Genomic DNA, 19,224 nt, shown 5'->3' on the forward strand with positions numbered 1-19,224 from the left:
TAAAAGGGCAAGTTAGCGCCGTTGTCACGACTGACGCTAACTTGCCCTTCATTTATCGTAAGCTTTTAACATAAGACCCTTCATGTATCCTTTACTTCCCATCCGTAGCCAAGAAACGTACCGTAACGGTTGTTCCAACACCTTTCGTACTTTCATAATTAATTTCCCCGTCATATTTTTCTACAATATTAAAACAGATCATTAATCCTAATCCGGTTCCATTACTTTTTAATGAGTAAAACGGAGTCCCGAGTGACTTCACCTCATCCTCTGACATTCCACTTCCTTCATCAATGATTTTGATCTCGATATAATGATGATTCCTCTTGGCAATCACAGTGACGGGTTTCCCCATCGTCGAGGCTTCCAAAGCGTTTTTAATTAAATTCATCATCAGCTGCTTAAACTCGATTGGATTAATAAAAATGAAGCAATTCTCCTCTGCCTCGATATTCAGCTGATTATCAGATAACATCGCATAGGAACGAACCAGACCTGTCACGCTCTGAAGAGCATCGTTCACATCCACTTTTTCTGGTTGCTGATCTCTATTAGGCTTGGAAAGGGTTAGAAACTGAGAGGTAATCTGTTCTACGGTATTTAACTCATCAATCATTAAATTAAACTTCTTTTTGACTGGATCATCAAATGCAGGATCTTCTCTGTATAACTGCAAAAAACCTCGAACAACGGTGACTGGATTTCTAATCTCATGCGCCACAGCTGCCGTCAAATGGGCTATCATCTTTAAACGCTCCGATTGTTGTAATTGTTCATGATAGAGCTGCTGCTTTTTCATACGACTAAAGGACAAATGGAAAATGAGAAATAATAATACCTGACTCGCAATAATATTAATGAGGTTCCCCACAATGTCATGATGTACATACGAATATATTTTACCTTGATCAATCAGGATGATATAGCCAAACGTGATCACAATTAAAACTCCATTCAGAATGATGGAGAAATAAAACAATTTTAAATCAAAAAACAAAATGGCAAGTAAGGGAATCAGACAAATGAGAATGTACGTAGTCCAGGTCTCTGGATATAAGAAGAACATGGTATAGAAATAAGCAAAGCCAAACAGGATGATGATCTTTCTGAAAACATAGGTTTCATGCTTGGGGTAGATCAACAAACAAACCGCTAGAATGGCCACACACAAAAAATGGATAACATACCCCACTGTAATTCCGCTTAATTCTGTCATCGATAGGATTAATCCAGATAACATAAGAGCAATGAGAGTTAACATGGAAATATAATATGTTTTTCGGTTCACCTGACTGTACAATTCTTTCATCCACTCACCACTTTAAATTAATGTCGACACCTTCGGTATGTATGTAGCCCTTGTCATTCCTATAGATAAAGGCATCCAACTGGATGCCCTTATCTATAATAGCATTGTATCTCATTTAACTAGCTATATAATATGAAAATTTGAAATAAACGATTCCCAACAACATAAACCCATTAATGGCTATACTAGGGCACGGCTCAAAATGAAAATTAGCCGTACGGATCACTGTCCGTACGGCTAATTTCACTTGAAAATATGCTTTCAGCTTATAGACTATTTCCAGAGCTCTTCAGCAATTTCTTTAATAAACGCAAGCTTCTGCCATTGCTGCTCTTCTGTCAGATGGTTTCCTTCCTCCGTGGAAGCGAATCCGCATTGCGGGCTCAGGCAAATCCGGTCCAGATCAACATATTGCTTCGCTTCCTTGATACGGTTCAGAATATCTTTCTTGTTTTCAAGCTCACCAAATTTGGAAGAGAACAAACCAAGCACGACCTGTTGGTTGTCCTTCAGGAAACGAAGTGGTTTGAAATCGCCTGCCCGTTCGGTATCAAACTCCAGATAGTAACCGGAGTAGTTATCAATGTTCAGGAGCGTTTGCGCGATCGGCTCATAACCTCCACCAACACCTGCATATGTCGAAACGTAATTCCCACGGCATACATGTGTCGTTACGACGAGGTCCTCCGGCAAACCGGATACAACTTCCTCGTTCAACTTCGCAAGTTCGTTCGCATAATCGGCCACATTTACGCCAATCTGCTCCATGAATGCCATGAACTGCTGGTCGCACAATGCGCCCCACGTGCAATCGTCAATTTGAACGCTGCGGCAACCCGCTTCATACAAAGCCAGAATCGCCTCTTTGTAAGCTTTAGCAATATCCGTAAGCAGCTCTTCCCGGTTCGGGTAAATGGCTTGCGTACTTTCCTTATTTTCTGCCCGGTCCAATTCAAACAGGAACTGCGCAGCAGCAGGAATAGATTGTCGCGCAACGACGTCATCGCCAGCAACACCTTTTAAGAATGCATAATGTGAAACAAACGGATGGCTGCTGAAACTTACTTTGCCCGTCAGACGTGCTGTTTCGGGTCTGGATTTGGCACCGTTAAACTCATAGCCTTGATCAATGATGGTCCGGTCAACACCGTCAAGTCCCCAGAAGAAGTCCAGATGCCACCAAGAGCGACGGAATTCTCCGTCCGTTACAGCTTGAAGGCCAACTTCTTTTTGTTTTTGCACGAGCTTCACAATTTCAGCGTTTTCTACTTCCTCTAGTTGCCCAGAAGTAATTTCACCGTTTTGGTATTTCGCTCTGGCCTCTTTCAACGCGCTTGGGCGCAAGAAGCTGCCTACAATATCATATCGAAATGGAGTGACAGTCCGCTGTTTAGGTTCTGTTTGAATGCTCATTGTTTAATCTCCCCGTAAATTAATTATAAGATTAAATATAACATATCCGATCGGATTTACTGATCTATGAAAGAGCTATAGCAGGTTATAGTTATAAGCTATAGCTGAGTCCAACTTTCCTTTACCCATGAGGTCTCTTCCATCCAAAAGATAAATTTATTTACCTTATTGACTTAAACCATAGTTTAAGTCGTATGCTATTCCTGTAGACAGAGTTAACACCTATTTGGAGGTCTCCAATATGAAGTATCTTTCCATTAGCAAAGCTTCTGCCAAATTAAATATTCCAGAATCAACGTTACGTTATTATGAGAAAAAAGGGCTTCTGCCCTTAATCGAGCGTGATGATGCTGGGCGGCGGTTATTTTCAGAAAACCAGATGGCTCTTCTGGAAACCCTTGTTTGTTTAAAAAACACGCATATGCCCATTAGTCAGATTAAGCAATATATGGACTGGATCATAGAAGGGAACTGTACGCTCGAGGACAGGCTTGAAATGATGCAAAATCACAAGCAAGCAGTGCTGGATGAAATTTCGCTGATGCAGGAATCCCTGAAGGGCATTGATTTTAAAATTACACGTTACACCCGTCAAATACAGGAAAGAAACGAAGAAAAAGATACCTAAGAGGAGAGATACTATAATGAAACTTTCGGGAAATACAGTTCTAATCACTGGCGGAAGCTCTGGGATCGGATTAGCATTTGCAGAACGCTTCTTAAGAGCTGGAAATACAGTTATTGTTACTGGACGACGCGAAGCTGTACTTCAACATGCGAAAGAAACACACCCAGGCCTTATTACGTATGTGAATGATCTGAATATTGAATCCGAGCGGGTAGTGTTGTTTGATTGGGTAACCGCGAACTATCCGGAAGTGAATGTGTTAGTCAACAATGCCGGTATCCAACAACGTTTTAATATGCTGACAGCGGATGCGAAGAATGATTGGAGTTATTTTGCCAAAGAAATTACAACGAATATTGAGGCTCCTTTTCATCTGTCCATGCTGTTCGCTCCTTATCTGGCAACCAAAAAAGATGCGACGATGATTAACGTCACTTCCGGATTAGCCTTTACACCGTTTGCCATTGCTCCGATATACTCAGCAACCAAAGCGGCACTTCACTCCTTTACGATCAGCCTGAGACACCAGCTTTCGGATACGTCTGTAGAGGTCATTGAAGTTGCTCCTCCAGCAGTAATTACAGATCTGGGTGGAGCAGGACTGCACACGCATGGAGAACCATTAGATGCCTTTGCAGATGGAATTTTCGAAGGATTACAGGAGGGTCATAAGGAAATTGGCTATGGTACCTCTATCGCTCGTTTGCGCATGTCCCGAGACGAAGTCGATGAATACGCAGAAACTATGTATAACGCAACGAAAAACCTTATTGAATAACTCGCTTGCGAGACACCATGTGACTCACCCGTTTCTCTGTATATTAACAAAGAGGCCATTCCAGTTACGGAACGGCCTCTTTAAATTTTATATAAAACTCATGTACCTACTAACCTTGAATACATATGGAGATCGTTAAATGTTCCTTCTAATGTGAAACGGAGCTTTTCTAAGAGCTTTATCGAATTCACATTTTCGGGATCAACCTTTGCTTCGACTCGGTTCAGTTTTAAAGATGAGAATGCATGATCTACCAAAGTAGAGACCGCCTCTGAAGCATATCCTCTTCCCCACGATGATTTAGCAATATCATATCCAATTTCTGCTTTTAAGTTGTCAAAATCCAAAGAATTATAACCGCAAGAACCTATAATTTCGTTGGACTCTTTTTTAATTATGGAGAAACGGATAGCCTTACGATCTTGAGAGAGATCATCCAGAAGTTTGATCATTTCTATCGCTTGCTCTACGTCAGTAAAACAACTAACATTCATAAATTTAGTAACCTCGGGATCAGACCAAACGGTGAACAAGCTCGAAGAATCCGACACCTTCATTTTTCTCAATTGTAAACGTTCTGTGTGTAACTCTGTAATCAATACTTTTACCTCCATTAGGATTTAATAGTTAGGTTTAAGATATTGATATCTGCGCATAGTTCAGTCCCTTCATTTTCAGGCTATTTACATTATACCAAGAATTTTGACCGAATCAGAATCCACTCTAAAGATCTCAAGTCAGCGTAAGAATAATTTGTTCCCCGGAACGGGTAATCTTGTAGATCCCCTCTTGCATGTCAATACCATAGTGCTTTTTCAGCAACCACTTTGCGTTAAACGCGCAACTTGTATATATTTCGGTAAAAAAGTTCTATTCGCATTTGCCACGATTATGGCGAGTGCATGTTCAGATATCATGTAACAATGCTATTCTTTTCGAATTGCTTCGATATAAAGCTCGATGCTTACTTCATTTCCGACGACAATCCCACCCGTTTCCAGAGGCGAGTTAAAGCTCAAGCCAAATTCATTACGATCGATACTGGCAGTCGAATGAAACCCCACACGTTCCCGGCCTCGAGGGTCTTTATTAAACCCTTCAAAAACGGTATGAAAAGTAATAGGTTTTGTTACTCCATGCAGCGTTAGATTTCCTGCAAGTTCATATTGTCGTTCGCCAGTAAGAACGCAGTTGGTGCTTTGAAACGTAATCGCTGGATACTTGGCAGCATGAAAGAATTCATCGCTCTTCAGGTGTTCATCGCGTTGCCGCTGGCGAGTTGTGATACTATTTGCATCGATGGAAGCCTGAATACCCAGGGTTGTTACATCGTTGGGGTCAAAACTTAAAACCGCTTCGAACTGCTCGAATACACCTTTGATTTTATTAATCATTAAATGCGTCACCGAAAACTCAACAGAGCTGTGGTCCGGATCCACTTCCCATTTGACATTGCTCATAAATAAATTCCACCTCTATAATAATATGATGAGAAAGGTCGCCCTATCTCCAAAGCACTGCGCTATCCGCATGCTCTTAATATACAAAAAGGCTACTGACAACGTGATGTCAGTAGCCTTTTTGCGTTCTAGCATTTTCTCATAAATATAGACAAATGGCCGCTTATGCTGATCACTATTTTGAATTAGAATTACCGTAGAAGTCTGGAAAAAGGCTGTGATTCCAATGTTAATCAAAAGAGATAAATGGCTGCAGTATCGCATTCTCCGCAATGCGTCCTCTCTCGCCGGACGGTTACCTGAAACACAGTTACTTAAAAAGGACACTTTAACGAAGATGCTGCTTCAATATCAAAGCGTTGTACTGAAACCTCAAGGAACAAAAAGTGCGTTTGTCTGGTGGCCTGAGAGACCTAATAAGGTTGTCATCAAAACAAAAAGAACCACCTGTGTTGTTACACAGGTGGTCCGAGAATGATAGATTCTTTTTAAATTATGAAGCTTTTGCTGCAACAGCTTTTTGAATTAAAGCTTTTGCATCGTTAGTAGAAAGACCTTGCTTAGGTTGAAGCAAGTTTTTCTCTGCTGCACTAAGAATACCTTTGTCAATCAGATTTGCCATCGATTTCACCGCATAGGTAGAAACGGTTTTGCCATCTTCAAAACCTGCAATGATCGTAGCCGCATTTTTATCAGAAGCTTGACCTTTCAACAACTTAGCAAGAATGGTAGCTGCTTCTTCACGAGTGATATCACGATCAGGATTGAAGTTACCACCGTAACCTTGAATGAATCCAGCATGAGTCGCTTCAGCGATTGCATCTGCATATGCAGCGTTAGCAGCAACATCCTTGAATGCAGGTGCTGTAGCTACTTCGTTCAGTTTCAACAGGTCTACAAGAGCACTTACAAATTCAGCACGGGAAATGAATTCTGTTGTTGCAGGTGTTTCTGTTTCCTCTGTAGATACAGCTAGATTCGTGATACGTCCTTCCGTTTTAGCCACAATGTCAGCGCCTTTATACGTATCTACAATGTACTGGTAGAATACATCCAGATCGATAGGACCAGCCAAGGATGATTTAGCATCTACTAGCACTTTGTAGTTATCTCCACCCGCAGCCATAAAGTTGTTAACTACAGCTGTATATGTTTTTGCAGGATCAATAGGTGAGCCATCTTCAAGACTAAGACTAGTAACACGTTCTGCAACTGGCTTATTGAAATCGGCAGTATATTTCAAACCAGAGATCTGTAGAGTTTTGGTGTTTGGTGTACCGTCAGCGTTGGAACCCCATTGTTGCTGCAACAAAGTTTTAATTTGTTCGCCAGTCAACTCCAGTTTCACTAGAGTATTACCAAAAGGTTGGATTTTAGCAAGATCAGCAAAGGTCACATCGCCTTTTGGCAGATCCGCACGAATACCACCTGGATTCATAAATGCAAAGTCAGCAGCAATTGCCTTATCCCCAAAGTCTGCTGCACGCATTGAATCTGCAATGAGGTTGCCCAGAGCTGCTTCGTTATTATAAGCATCTGTACGGGTAACGGAACCATCCGTTGTACCAACTGGCTTAGTCAACTCAGGATGCTTGTCTAATGATTTTTTAATAATAGCCAACGTTTCAGAGTCTTCTTTTACACCCTCTTGGAAAGTCGTTGTAACGGTAGCTGATTTCTCCGTTACATCCCCAGTAGCAGGGTCAATCATCAATTTAATATCTTCAAATGCTGTACCATAAGAGAACGCTTGAACGATCAATTTTCCATTCACTTCACCGTTAGCCAAGGCATGATTGTCACCTGCGACGATAACGTCAACAGGGGAATCTGCTGGCAAAGCTTTTGCTAAATCAGCCGCTTCTCCAGTGGTTACGCCTTCTTTGGTTGTTGCTGGATCATGCGCCAAAACGATGATCGTTTCTACACCTTGATCTTGCAATTCTTTTGCATATTTATTAACGGCTTCAACTTCTTCTTCTGCGCTTAAGAAACGCACACCAGCTGTCCCAGATGGGGATACTTTGGCAGGTGTGGATTTGGTCACTAATCCGATGAATCCGATTTTGACTCCGCCTACTTCTTTAATAACATACGGCTTAATCAATGTTTTGCCAGTGGCAGTTTCAATGACGTTTGCATTGACGTAATCAAATTTTGCACCAGCATGAGTTACTTTGCCTTCTTTTGGATCAAGGCCACCAAAGATTTGTGCCTTCAAGGCAGCGATACCTTGGTCGAATTCATGATTGCCTAGAGAACCTACATCAAAGCCCATCATATTCATCCATTCCATGGTAGGCTCGTCACGATCGAGAGATGAGACTGGAGCAGATGCACCCACAGAGTCTCCATTATGGAAGAGTAGGGAATGCTCATATTTTGCTTGAGCTTCTTTTAAGTAGGTTGCTAGAATTGGAGCCGTTCCTGCCTTTTTATCACTAACGATCGATGTGGTATCTAACTGACCATGGAAGTCATTGATACCAATCAAGTGTACTTCTACATCTTTGCCTGCGGCAGAGACAGAACCCGCTGCGCCCAATAGTTGGGTGAGTAATAGTGCAGCAGTTGCCACACGAATTGTGCTTTGGCCCAGAACTTTTTTCCAATACATGAATTAACAAAACCCCTCTCCAATTTTCGATCCTGAAATATTTTACCATAGTTCAATTCATAAATATCGTAAAATATATTAAATCTATGTAAATATTTAAAGATTGATAGAGAAGGAACCTACCTGTATCTGGATTTTAACCAAAGCTAGTTCTTGGGGTTTCAATCTGCTCTGAGGTCTATTTTATTTGAAGATGACGAATTTTAAATTCTTTTCTTTTAAGTGTTTAAGAATAGCCGGAAGTGCTTCTAATGTGTTTTTGTTCTCATGCAGTACATATACTCCGCCAGCAGCTTCGACCTGATGAAAGTATCGAATAATATCCTCTGGATTCTTCGCATTCCAGTCCTCTGGATCTCGATTCCACAGAAGGGTCTTCATATTCAACTTCTTAACCTCGGAGACAAGTTTGTTGTTAACCGCACCGTATGGTGGACGGAACAAAGTAACCGTTTTATGCGTCAATGATTCCAGAACGCTGTTTGTCTTCGACAAGCTCTCGCTCTGATCCTGTGGGGTGTCCTTCGGAAGCAAACTGTGATCCCAGGAATGATTCCCAATCGCCATTCCATGTTCACTCGCATAGATAACAGCATCTTGATTGCGTTCCACCTTCTGCCCTACAAACAGGAATGTTGCCGCTACCTTCTCTTCTGTCAGAATGTCCACAAACTGCTTCGTGAGCGTGGAAGGTCCATCATCAAAGGTTAAAGCCACATATTCCTTCGGTAAACCAAAGAAAGACTCCTCTTTATCAATATCGATGACTTCAAAGGATTCGTGATTACTGTCAGGCTGATCGGATACGTGTGATAGGACGATAGGATTTGATCTGGCAGCCGTAACTGAAGTTTCCGTCTTGTATGGTTCACTTATAGCTGTAAGCACCATCGGCGCTTCAAAATCATCGTCTTTTTCCCCAGCCATCGCCACCCCGACTGATCCGCTAAACGTATTTGCAGAATCGTCATTCCCCTTCGAAGTGATAGATAGAACAATCAGCAAGCCGATAGTTACCAGGGACAGAATCAAAATTTTGGGCATGTGTGCAGAGAATTGCCGCAGGAGTTGTGTCCGTTGCTGAGCGGGTCCCTCTACTCTGTCCTCCACTGGAACGGGCGGAAGGTTCCTGATCCGCTTAATTTCATTTATGTATGCTTCGCTGCATGCAAAATACTGCACATCCCGGGAAACTTCTGTGGTTCTGATTATGGAACTATAAAAGGTATTTCGGTATGGATCCCACTTGGAATAGGGAGAGAGTCTGATCCTATCTCCATTTAGTGGCTTTAACACTTCAAGCCCAAGATATGTAAACTCGTCAATATTAATTTCGTATATAGCTTGCCTATCCTCTTGGGACACTGCGACCGTGATTTGATTTACACCATCCGAGGTCTTCCCAAGCGATAACAGCTCCATTACCTGCGTAATGTATGTCTCCATACCATTCGTCCTCTCTTCCGATCAGCAATGACTTTAATCGATTGGAGATTCCTCGGTTGTTCCTGCGTTCGATGCAAACGGAGATGTCAATCTGTTAGTAAAGTCATTTACAACATTAAGCAGATGCGTTTTCTCCTGGCGAAGAGCATCGAATTTCTGTTTCATTTGAGTGAGCTCGGATTCATATCTTACATTCTTCTCCTCAAGCTCGCTGATTCTCTTATTCTTATCGGTAATCATCTCATTGTGCTTCTGAAGCAGGCCGGCATAATTCTGGCGTTCGAGCTCAATTACACCTTTAAGCTCCTCATTTTGACCAGACATAGTGGATTGAAGCTCCCGAAAGTCTTCCATTATTTGATCGACCTTCAGATTCTTATCGGCCAGCTTCCGCTCCAGCTCCAAAATGCTCTTCTCGCGTTCCTCAATGACCTTGCCCAAGTTCTTTAGGTCCCTGTTCAAACGATCGTTTTGTCCGTTCGAATGGTTTAGTCGATCCTGCAAATCATTATGACTCATTTCGACATGCTGCTTGTCCTTAATCATCTGCTCTACGGCGAATACCAGATCAAGCGAGCTCTTATCCATAAGACCCTTATTGATTAAAACAGAACTTGAAGGCTCTTCCTTCACCTCGGAAGGAGTCGAATATAGCGACACTTCCTCTTGTGGCTCGTCCAAGTCCCTCCTCATGTCAAGGTCAAGGTCCTCTCTCGATTGCTGCTGCTCAAGTCTACTCTTCTTCTTTTGGAACGGTGAAAACATATATTAAATCACCTTTTCTAGGAAAATGTTGATAAATGTCGATTTATGGCATATAACCGCATATTTATTATCGGAAATTTACCTTTATTTTTTAATATATTCGATAAATAAACATCAGAACGCAGAAAAAAGAGACGCGGACATCACTCCAGCGTCTCTTAGGGCTATTTTCCATGACTCCATCAACCGCAGTAAGATAAGCTTATTTTCATATATTGACAAATTAATGTGTTAGACTACTAAAAGAAGAATTGCCGATCTATACTAAAGAACACTGCACAACTGGATGCAGGCAGTTATTACGATAAACGTAGTTAGAAAGGAAACCCCATGAATCGTTCCTTGAAGCAACTAATTAAATCATTATTAGCACCAGCGTTCCTCGGTGGAATCATAACCATTCTGATATTTTATCTTGATTACTTTCAATTCGAACTTGTTGAAAAGTTTCTACTTTTTGCGGCTTTCGTCATTGTACCTCTTGTGATTTTACTTATGAACCATGACGAAAAGAATAAACATCAACGAATGGTTTATGCTGCTATTAAATGGCTTCAGTTTCCCGCTGCGCTTCTTACCCTAGCCTCGGTAATGAGTAGTAAGATGTGGGGGTTAGAAAGTACGACAATCCCAGGGATTCTGTCCCTTGGGTGGCTACTGTTCACACTGCTGCTTGGAATCTATGGCTTGACCACTATTGTGATCGCTAAAGGAAAAGCAGCGGAAATAGCGATTGGAGCGGGGCTCGTTTATTTTTTTATCGGAGGCATTTGGTTTACCTTATATCAATATCAAGTGAATCTCTTCCAAGCTAATCCTGCAACGCACGCGTTAAGCTCGCTCCACTTTCATTTCTCATCTGCTATCGTTCCAATTTTTATTGGTGCACTGGGACGCATCATGACGAAGAAAAGCTGGTATCCTTGCGTCGTTGCCATCGATATCATCGGACCCATCTTGATTGCTATTGGTATGATTTTCTCCAAGCCAATTGAATACATTGGTGTCACTTTGTTCGCCTGTAATATTGTGATTTACACCGCTTATCTCCTTGCTTACTTGAGGAAAAACGCTTTGGATAATAAGGCGACCTTCTTTTTAGGCCTATCTTGTCTAGCCTTTTACACGGTTGTTGTGCTTTCCATTTTATATCCGCTACTAAAAAAGATATTTTTCTTAACCATACTTGATTTCATTCCCGTTTACGGATCTCTGCATGCATTTGGTTTTGTTTTATGTGGACTGATTGGTTGGGTGTACACGGTAGACTTCATTAAGAGAAAAAAGATGGTCAAGGAGAATAGATCGGTTGATACATCTATATGAGTGATTACATACAAAAACATGAATTGGTGAATGTGATGTATAGGCTGTCAATCGGCTTCATAGGAGTAGTTTAGTCAGGTTCGTGCTATAATAGTGTTCACATAAATAACATTCATCATTCTGCCGAGATGGCGATGATTAAGGAGATTGAATTTTGACGAACAACCATGATATTGGAGTAGTTAACGAACTACCGGAAAACTTTGAAGAGCTCAAACGAGCGGTTAATCGGACGAGCTGGAGAGACAGACTAAATGCGGTGAACGAATTGGGGAACTGGGATACAGCCCCTACCATTAAGTTACTGCAGCATGTTTTGACAAATGATCAGGTGTTCCAGGTGCGTGAAGCTGCATATTTCAAGCTGAAGCAGTTGGATGAAGATGTTCAAATGCCTGCCAAAAACAAAGGTGAGCTGTTTAAAGGTCTTAACAAAATTTTGCTGCGAATTAAAAAAAGCCTTCCTGAAGGTCACACATTTGAGCAATTCAAGGAAAAACTGCAAAAGACACGCCTGGATATTTATGATACTTACGAGGGCGACAAAGATGCTGAGTTCGATTCCTGGCTCCATGGAATTTGGGAGACACTAGGTAGAAAATAGCCCCCGTTCAAGCTACAATGTAGTCTTTGTACAGTCTCCATACGGCTGATTTAACACTCGACCCTTTGCTTTATCACGATCGCTATTATACCGTTTACCGTATAATAGCTGAGTACAAAGCCACTCCAGAAAAATGGAGTGGCTTCTTTATTTCTTATTATTAATTGTCACCAGATTTCATCTCACTCTTTAGCACTTTGAAGTATGAATGCAGTAACATTTCAACATTAGTGTCATCATTAATGCTTTTGAAGTAATTCCAGCTGTATTGATCATAAATCCCTCTGACCTCGTCGCTTCGGCAATCGTATAGCTATGCCGAAGCGCTTTGGTGAGCGCTTCGGCCAAACTTGAAAGTGGCATTTTCTCGGACGAGTTAAGGTTTCACAGACGATTGACAAACAGCCAAATTTATTACTTTACACCGCAGTCATTAGGTGGTAATATCATTTCTATAATTCCATAAATATAGAAATGATGGCTGAAAGGAGAATTTAATGGCTGATGTCGATCACGATCTAGTGCAAGCTGTCAAAGTATACAAGGCTCTAGGTGAGCCTACACGACTAAAAATTGCCTTAATGCTAGTAAAGCAAAAGAATCAATGCGTTACCGCGATCGGTGAACAGCTTGGACACGTAGCCGGTTCAACGTTGTCCCATCATCTCAAGCAACTGACGGAATCGGGTTTAATCCAGTCGCAAAAGAACGGTTCGTTTATTCACTACAGTGTTGATCAAGAAGTGGCAATGAAGTTTGCGCCATATTTACTGGCGTAAATTTTTTAAGCATCATTTCTACATCTTTAGAATTATAGAAAAGATAAAGGAGGGAAACCATTTTGGAAAATCGCGTGCCATTTGAACTTGGAATCTCTACATTTCTTCACACTAACCCCAAAGGAGGGGGCGTTCTGCCAGGCGAACGACTGCGACAAGCGATGGAAGAAATTCAGCTGGCTGATCAGGTCGGTCTTGATGTCTATGCGATCGGTGAACATCATCGCATGGACTACACAAGCTCATCGCCGGCAATTATTTTGGCATCGGCTGCTGCTACTACAAACCATATTCGGTTGTCCAGTGCCGTTACGGTATTGTCTTCGTCGGATCCAGTCCGTGTTTATCAGGATTTCGCCACTCTGGATAACTTAACAAATGGGCGGGCCGAGATCATGGCCGGACGCGGTTCTTTTGTCGAATCTTTTCCGCTCTTCGGATATAACCTGCAAAATTATGAGGAATTATTCGATGAGAAATTGGAGCTTTTACTCAAAATACGATCTTCAGAGAACGTAACATGGAATGGAAAGCACCGTGCACCGCTGCAAAATATGGGCGTATACCCGCGAGCGCAACAATTCCCGCTTCCTGTATGGATTGCTACTGGCGGCAGTCCGGGGTCGGCCATTCGTGCCGGTCAGCTTGGTCTTCCTGTCATTTTCTCCATTATAGGGGGCATGCCGGAGCGTTTCGCTCCCTTAATGCAGTTATATCTTAAAGCAGCCCAACAAGCAGGGCACGATCCTAATCAATTGCAAATCGCCTGTCATTCGCATGGTTTTATTGCCAACTCGTTTGAAGCTGCCAAAGAAAAGTATTATCCCATTATGGCCGAACAAATGAATCAAATTGGAAGGGAACGCGGTTGGGCGACTTATACACGAAGTGCATATGAGGAAGCACTGAGCCCTCGCGGCGCTCTTTATGTTGGAGATTCAGAATATGTAGCAGAAAAGATCGTGCGTGTAATCAAACAACTGGGCTTGACTCGTTTTCTTTTGTACGTTGACTTTAGTACGCTTCCGCATCGTGATTTGTTAAAAACGATCGAACGATTTGGAACGGATGTCGCCCCCCTTGTCCGCAAGGAGCTAGCTAGGCATTAAAGAAAGTAAGATGTTAAGAAAGTGCAATCCTTCATCGTTATCATTTCTGTATTTTTAGATATGTAGAATTATAAAGGAGAATAATCAAATGATTAAATCGTGGAAAGTTTATATTTTAGCGATTATAAGTTTTTTAGTGGGAACTTCGGAATTTGTAATTGCCGGGATATTGGATCTGATTTCCAAAGATGTGGGCGTAACCATTGCTGCTGCCGGCCAACTCATTTCGGTTTATTCCATATCTTACGCGGTGGGTACTCCGATTCTTATTGCGGCTACCTCTAAACTAAGCCGGAGAACACTTATGCTGGCTGCTTTGGTGCTCTTTTTTATAGGGAATTTAATTACGGTGGTCTCGACGGGCTATCCGATGCTTGTTGGTGCGAGAGTGATCTTAGCTCTTAGCACAGGTGTCTTTACCGTGGTTGCCTTAACTGTTTCTGCTCAAATTGCCGGACCTAGAAAACAAGGCACCGCCATAGCAACTATCATGATGGGATTTAATCTATCGCTTATTTTAGGCGTTCCTGTGGGAAGAGTCATTGCCAGCACCTACGACTGGAAAATGATTTTTTATGGAATCGGCCTTCTTAGTTTTATCGCGATGCTGGTCATTTTAATGGCGTTGCCAAAGTCGCAAGGAGAGGCAAATGTGCCTCTTAAAGAACAACTCGCCCTGTTGAAAAGGCCGCAGCTATTATTAACCTTGTCGATTAGCTTCTTTTGGATGGTCGGTTATACGATCATTTACACGTTTATTACACCATTTCTGATGAACATTACGGGTATGAGCAATGGGATGGTGAGCATCGCGCTATTTTCATTCGGTATAGCAAGTTTGCTGGGCGCCCAGGCTGGAGGTTATGGTGCGGATAAATTAGGTATTCCGCGTACACTGAATGGAAGCTTAATGATCCACGCTGCTATTTTGATCCTTATGTCCCTCTTTGCCCATACATCAATAGCTGTCTTTCCGTTGCTGCTGTTATGGTCGTTTTTTGCTTGGTCTACGGGTCCCATTCAACAAGTTTATATGATTAGCTTGGCACCAAGCGCAGCGGGAATCCTTCTGAGCTTGAATACATCCTTCATCCAGTTGGGAATTGCTGTCGGAGCTGCCATTGGCGGTATTGTGGTGGAAAGCTTCTCCTTACAGTCAATCGGCGTGGCTGGCGCAATTGGTGTTGCAATCGCACTCCTTCCGGCTATATTATCGTTCTCCATGCGAAGTCAGTCTGCGAATGGCATACAATCCGTCACAAGCAAAGAATGAAACCATGCGTAAAGTTACAAGAACAAGCAGCGGTATGTCGCTGCTTGTTCTTGTTTTCTATTTCCATTTCCACTTCCTCCATCCAATAGACGCTTTGTAGAGCAAACGACTTCCCGTCTGATTGCGAAAACCAAATTGCATAGCTTTATAACGGTTCGCTTGAGCGTATTGAATTGAGAGCCGAATGTCACTTATAACCGCAACCAGGCAGACCGGTTAAACAAGAGTACGAATAACATCGACTCTAGCCTTATGTTCTGCTCCGATCTCAAAATGCACCTGAACTTCGCCCTACTTATGGTACGGTTCACCGTAACATTTATAAAGCGAAGATTTGCCAAAAGCCTGTTACTGGGGGTTGTATCTCGGTCGCCAGTACGCTATCACTGAATGCCTTCATCTGATTCGCTTTCATGGTGTCTCACACTCCCTATAGATGAAACGAATTTATAAATCTATGCAAAAAAACTGATTAGCATATGCTATTAAGTTTTCCTTTATGCCTTTGAAATCTTGTTGCAAATCTAGAGATACAACTAAAATTTGATTACCTTTAATATGGTAGATATGGTTAGGTTGATTTAAAGCGATTGTTTTCGCATAAAGTAGCATACCTGCTACCGTTTCACCCCTCTCTTTTTTCCAATTATTTACATATGTAAACATTTGATAAAGGTTACTAGATTTTTGTTTTGCAGTTCCACCTTCAAACCTTGCTACCATATTCTCAGAATAAAACTTCGCATCCACAATCAATGTTTTTTTATCTTTTTGAAGTACAAGGTCCGTTTGCATAATCGGTAATGCATCTGTAAATTCATCATCAACACTCCACTGAATTCGAGGATGAGATACTTTATATTTCGTTTCACGTTTAAAGAATGCATAGATGAATTTTTCATATAAAGACCACAATCTTTGTTCTTCTTGAACCTCTTTCATCATATGAGATGTAGAGCTTTCATCAAATAATAAGTGCTCATAAAGATATCTACACACATCTACAATAAAATGATAGCGAATGTTTTGGCGGTTATATCTTAGGTTTTTCCATAGCTTCAAATTCAGCTCTACATCTGATACCTCTGCGAAATAAGAAAGTAAACCGTAAAAAAATCTACGCATTTTTTGACTTATTTTATTTGAACGCGATAGGTAAACGAGTGTCGCTTTAATAATTTGATTCAACAATATATTTACAGAGAACTCATCATAAACCACTGCAACTTTCTTAATTACCAATGCATTTTTATTTATCGTAGAATTGATATCAATTTTCCCTTTAATAACATTGGAAGTCTCTTCAACACTTATATAATCTTTACTTAATCCTCCGCGGATCAAAACGGGTATACCAATCGCCAAAATTTTTGCGTAAAGCTCTTTGACGTTCTCAAAATTTTCTGTTCCAATTTGTTTATACTCGGAAAGGTTTAACGTCTGATATGCGTAGGAAAGCATATAGTATATATTACGAATGGGAATACTATTATTTCTCTCCATCGTAACAACCTCTTAGTCGTTCAGCCCAATCAATTGCCTTCTGTTCATCATCAAACCAATACTCGAATAATTGTGGGATAATTTCATATTCGATTACTTCCTCTACACGATTTGTGGTATCTACTTTATAGGCATCACTTACAAAGTAGCTATGTCCAATTTGAAAGCCTGTCCCGAGCTCTTCAACAATTTGATTATTTAAGCTTTTAATTTCATTAATGATACGATTTAAAGCTTCTGGATTATCTAATTCGTTTACATACGACTTAAATGTCTCGTTTTGGAACGCTGGTTTAATTTCAAAAAATGAGAATCTTCTTCTAAGTGCATAGTCTAATAACGCTAAACTTCTATCTGCCGTATTCATCATTCCAATGATGTATAAATTCGATGGCACAGAAAATGGATCATTAGAATATAGGAGATTGATTTGCTCGCCTCGCTTATCCGCTTCGATAAGCATCATTAACTCCCCAAATATTTTACTCATGTTTCCACGATTAATTTCATCAATAATAAAGAAGTAGTCTCGTTCTGAATCTCGCGCTGCTTTTCTAGCAAACTTCACAAACGGCCCTTGTTTCAGCTCAAACCCATCCCCTTCAGCTTTAGGACGGAACCCTTCAATGAAGTCCTCATAACTATAGTTTTGATGGAACTGAACCATATGAATACGTGTTTCATCTTTTTCTCCCATCATTACATACGCTAAACGCTTGGCAATAAACGTTTTACCTACTCCTGGTGCACCTTTTAAAATAAGATTCTTTTTATTTTCAAGGAGAGAGATTAGACGTACAAGCTCCTTCTTTCCGATGAAAACATCCGAAAGAAAATCATCCATTGTAAAAGGTTCATTTTCCTGTACAGTTGGCTTAGATTCAATAAAACGAATGTAGTAGCCAATTGAACTTCCCGATACGCCTTTATATTTATTGTAGGATTTATCTGATACAACGACATCTTTAAACTGTTTTAATTGCTCAATATCTGTTTCACCAAAAACTGGAGCATTAAAATATTGCTCTATATCCTTTAAAGCATTTACTTTTTGCGTAACGGTTTTATCATTCAAGCTAACTCCTGTATCAGTAACTTGATTGGATAACCAATTTCGAAAATCATTTATTTCAGCAATTTTGGGGTTAATAAAATCTTCATTGATTACCTGATCAATTTCTTGGATTAATATTGGATAAGGATTTAGACACGTTAACGTTTTTTGGGCAAAAGTCTGATGTAGTTCCCACTTTCCAACTTGAAGCCAATCCACTTTTCTTCTATGTTTATATTCTGATGCTTCATTATCGAAGTAATAATCTCCCGTAACAACTCCGCGTGCAAGGATTTTCTTAATTCCTTCTTTCACATATACAACGTCTCCTGTTTGAATTTCACGATAGAAATCCCACACAGCCTTTGTATCATTGACAGGGCGCGCCCCATCCGCTCTTTGCTCAACTATTCTTCGTTCAACAGCTTCCTTTGAATCATAGTTTTTTAAATCTCCTAAATAATCCCAACCAAGTGCAATTATATTTTCTTCGTGGAACCGATCCCATAATCTCGAATATTCACCCGGCGAAATTAACCAATAATTAATGCTGTTATCAATTTCATCTTCTTGATTCGCAATTTTCTTCTCTTTTTTAGGATAAGTTAAAGTAGGATTCTCATCATAATATAAAAATATTAAATATGATCGCAATAAAACGCCCCAGTCGGGAATCCCACCTATATTATCAGGCTTACTTCTTTCGCCGCGATTATATTCATCTTCTGCATATTTTTTTATAAATTGGGTTCTTATTGCACCAAACTTTTTTGGATATCGTGGTGTACCTTTACCAGTTACTAATCTCTCAATATCTTCATCATTTTGTTCCGTCATTTGTTGATAAATATTTTTATATTCCGAATATGATTGATAATTAAAGAAATCTTCCTTATAACCGCTACCTAGTGCAAACTTCTCTAACAAGTGTCCTAGTTTCTCAAGATATGGCGTGTACCACCCACCTGTTTTTTCACCTAAGTTTTCCGTAACCCAAGCTATATATTTTTCTTTTTGAGTTTTCACAACATCATTCATAGTGTACCTCCGAAAATGAAGAGAAATGACTTTCACCAAGAGCTATTTTGTTTTTTACTCGTTCTTGAAGCTTTAGCAATTCAGCCATGTCATTCCTCCATAGTAGGTTATTTCCTTTGCAA

At 40.7% G+C, this 19,224-nt stretch carries 17 protein-coding genes; 8 read left to right on the forward strand and 9 right to left on the reverse strand.

Annotation, left to right across the window (positions count from 1 at the left end; all coding sequences use genetic code 11):
• Positions 1 to 91: 91 nt before the first annotated feature.
• Both G3352_RS31140 and G3352_RS09350 read right to left on the reverse strand, forming a co-directional pair.
• Positions 92 to 799 carry a sensor histidine kinase gene (locus G3352_RS31140; protein ID WP_240342992.1) on the reverse strand — a complete coding sequence of 236 codons (708 nt, stop codon included), beginning with the start codon at positions 797 to 799 and terminating at the stop codon, positions 92 to 94.
• A 783-nt stretch (positions 800 to 1,582) separates the two neighbouring features.
• On the reverse strand, positions 1,583 to 2,722 hold the full coding sequence (locus G3352_RS09350) for a 5-methyltetrahydropteroyltriglutamate--homocysteine S-methyltransferase (protein WP_163755928.1): 1,140 nt from the start codon (positions 2,720 to 2,722) through the stop codon (positions 1,583 to 1,585).
• 241 nt (positions 2,723 to 2,963) lie between these two features.
• On the opposite strand from G3352_RS09350, the gene G3352_RS09355 reads away from it, so the two are divergent.
• Positions 2,964 to 3,350 carry a MerR family transcriptional regulator gene (locus tag G3352_RS09355; protein WP_163755930.1) on the forward strand — a complete coding sequence of 129 codons (387 nt, stop codon included), beginning with the start codon at positions 2,964 to 2,966 and terminating at the stop codon, positions 3,348 to 3,350.
• Between the two features lie 16 nt (positions 3,351 to 3,366).
• Positions 3,367 to 4,128: an SDR family oxidoreductase gene (locus G3352_RS09360; protein ID WP_163755932.1), complete on the forward strand. Its 762-nt coding sequence runs from the start codon at positions 3,367 to 3,369 to the stop codon at positions 4,126 to 4,128.
• Between the two features lie 98 nt (positions 4,129 to 4,226).
• Here G3352_RS09360 and G3352_RS09365 read toward each other — a convergent pair whose 3' ends face one another.
• A complete protein-coding gene (locus tag G3352_RS09365; RefSeq protein WP_163755934.1) occupies positions 4,227 to 4,727 on the reverse strand; it encodes a GNAT family N-acetyltransferase in 501 nt (166 codons plus the stop codon).
• Between the two features lie 327 nt (positions 4,728 to 5,054).
• Positions 5,055 to 5,588 (reverse strand): YceI family protein, encoded by a 534-nt coding sequence (locus G3352_RS09370; RefSeq protein WP_163755936.1) that lies wholly within the window; start codon positions 5,586 to 5,588, stop codon positions 5,055 to 5,057.
• Between the two features lie 226 nt (positions 5,589 to 5,814).
• Between G3352_RS09370 and G3352_RS31685 the strand changes: the two genes are divergently transcribed.
• A complete protein-coding gene (locus tag G3352_RS31685; protein WP_413030084.1) occupies positions 5,815 to 6,066 on the forward strand; it encodes a YheC/YheD family protein in 252 nt (83 codons plus the stop codon).
• A 15-nt stretch (positions 6,067 to 6,081) separates the two neighbouring features.
• Here the strand turns inward: G3352_RS31685 and G3352_RS09375 are convergent, their stop codons facing one another.
• From G3352_RS09375 to G3352_RS09385, 3 genes are all read right to left on the reverse strand, one after another.
• Entirely contained in the window at positions 6,082 to 8,205 is a 2,124-nt protein-coding gene (locus G3352_RS09375; RefSeq protein ID WP_163755938.1) for a 5'-nucleotidase C-terminal domain-containing protein, read from the reverse strand.
• A gap of 183 nt (positions 8,206 to 8,388) precedes the next feature.
• Entirely contained in the window at positions 8,389 to 9,651 is a 1,263-nt protein-coding gene (locus tag G3352_RS09380) for a polysaccharide deacetylase family protein (protein WP_163755940.1), read from the reverse strand.
• Positions 9,652 to 9,684: 33 nt separating this feature from the next.
• Complete coding sequence (locus tag G3352_RS09385; RefSeq protein WP_240342993.1) at positions 9,685 to 10,332, reverse strand: hypothetical protein; 648 nt, start codon at positions 10,330 to 10,332, stop codon at positions 9,685 to 9,687.
• A gap of 414 nt (positions 10,333 to 10,746) precedes the next feature.
• Here G3352_RS09385 and G3352_RS09390 point away from each other — a divergent pair, with 414 nt between their 5' ends.
• From G3352_RS09390 to G3352_RS09410, 5 genes are all read left to right on the forward strand, one after another.
• Entirely contained in the window at positions 10,747 to 11,742 is a 996-nt protein-coding gene (locus G3352_RS09390; RefSeq protein WP_163755944.1) for a YndJ family transporter, read from the forward strand.
• A 154-nt stretch (positions 11,743 to 11,896) separates the two neighbouring features.
• Entirely contained in the window at positions 11,897 to 12,346 is a 450-nt protein-coding gene (locus G3352_RS09395) for a HEAT repeat domain-containing protein (protein ID WP_163755946.1), read from the forward strand.
• A gap of 497 nt (positions 12,347 to 12,843) precedes the next feature.
• A complete protein-coding gene (locus tag G3352_RS09400) occupies positions 12,844 to 13,125 on the forward strand; it encodes an ArsR/SmtB family transcription factor (protein ID WP_163755948.1) in 282 nt (93 codons plus the stop codon).
• 59 nt (positions 13,126 to 13,184) lie between these two features.
• The gene (locus G3352_RS09405; RefSeq protein WP_163756047.1) at positions 13,185 to 14,234 is read left to right on the forward strand and encodes an LLM class flavin-dependent oxidoreductase; all 1,050 of its coding nucleotides are present in this window, start codon (positions 13,185 to 13,187) and stop codon (positions 14,232 to 14,234) included.
• An 88-nt stretch (positions 14,235 to 14,322) separates the two neighbouring features.
• The gene (locus tag G3352_RS09410) at positions 14,323 to 15,507 is read left to right on the forward strand and encodes an MFS transporter (RefSeq protein ID WP_163755950.1); all 1,185 of its coding nucleotides are present in this window, start codon (positions 14,323 to 14,325) and stop codon (positions 15,505 to 15,507) included.
• Between the two features lie 447 nt (positions 15,508 to 15,954).
• Here the strand turns inward: G3352_RS09410 and G3352_RS09415 are convergent, their stop codons facing one another.
• Positions 15,955 to 17,010, reverse strand: coding sequence for a 5-methylcytosine restriction system specificity protein McrC (locus tag G3352_RS09415; protein WP_163755952.1), 1,056 nt, complete (start codon positions 17,008 to 17,010; stop codon positions 15,955 to 15,957).
• Positions 16,997 to 19,102, reverse strand: a complete 2,106-nt coding sequence (locus tag G3352_RS30860; RefSeq protein ID WP_205524778.1) for an AAA family ATPase — start codon at positions 19,100 to 19,102, stop codon at positions 16,997 to 16,999. Before G3352_RS30860 ends, G3352_RS09415 begins: the two co-directional genes overlap by 14 nt.
• Positions 19,103 to 19,224 lie beyond the last annotated feature (122 nt).

Origin of the sequence: Paenibacillus sp. ALJ109b (assembly GCF_010747435.1) — a bacterium.
Taxonomy (GTDB): Bacteria; Bacillota; Bacilli; order Paenibacillales; family Paenibacillaceae; genus Paenibacillus; species Paenibacillus taichungensis.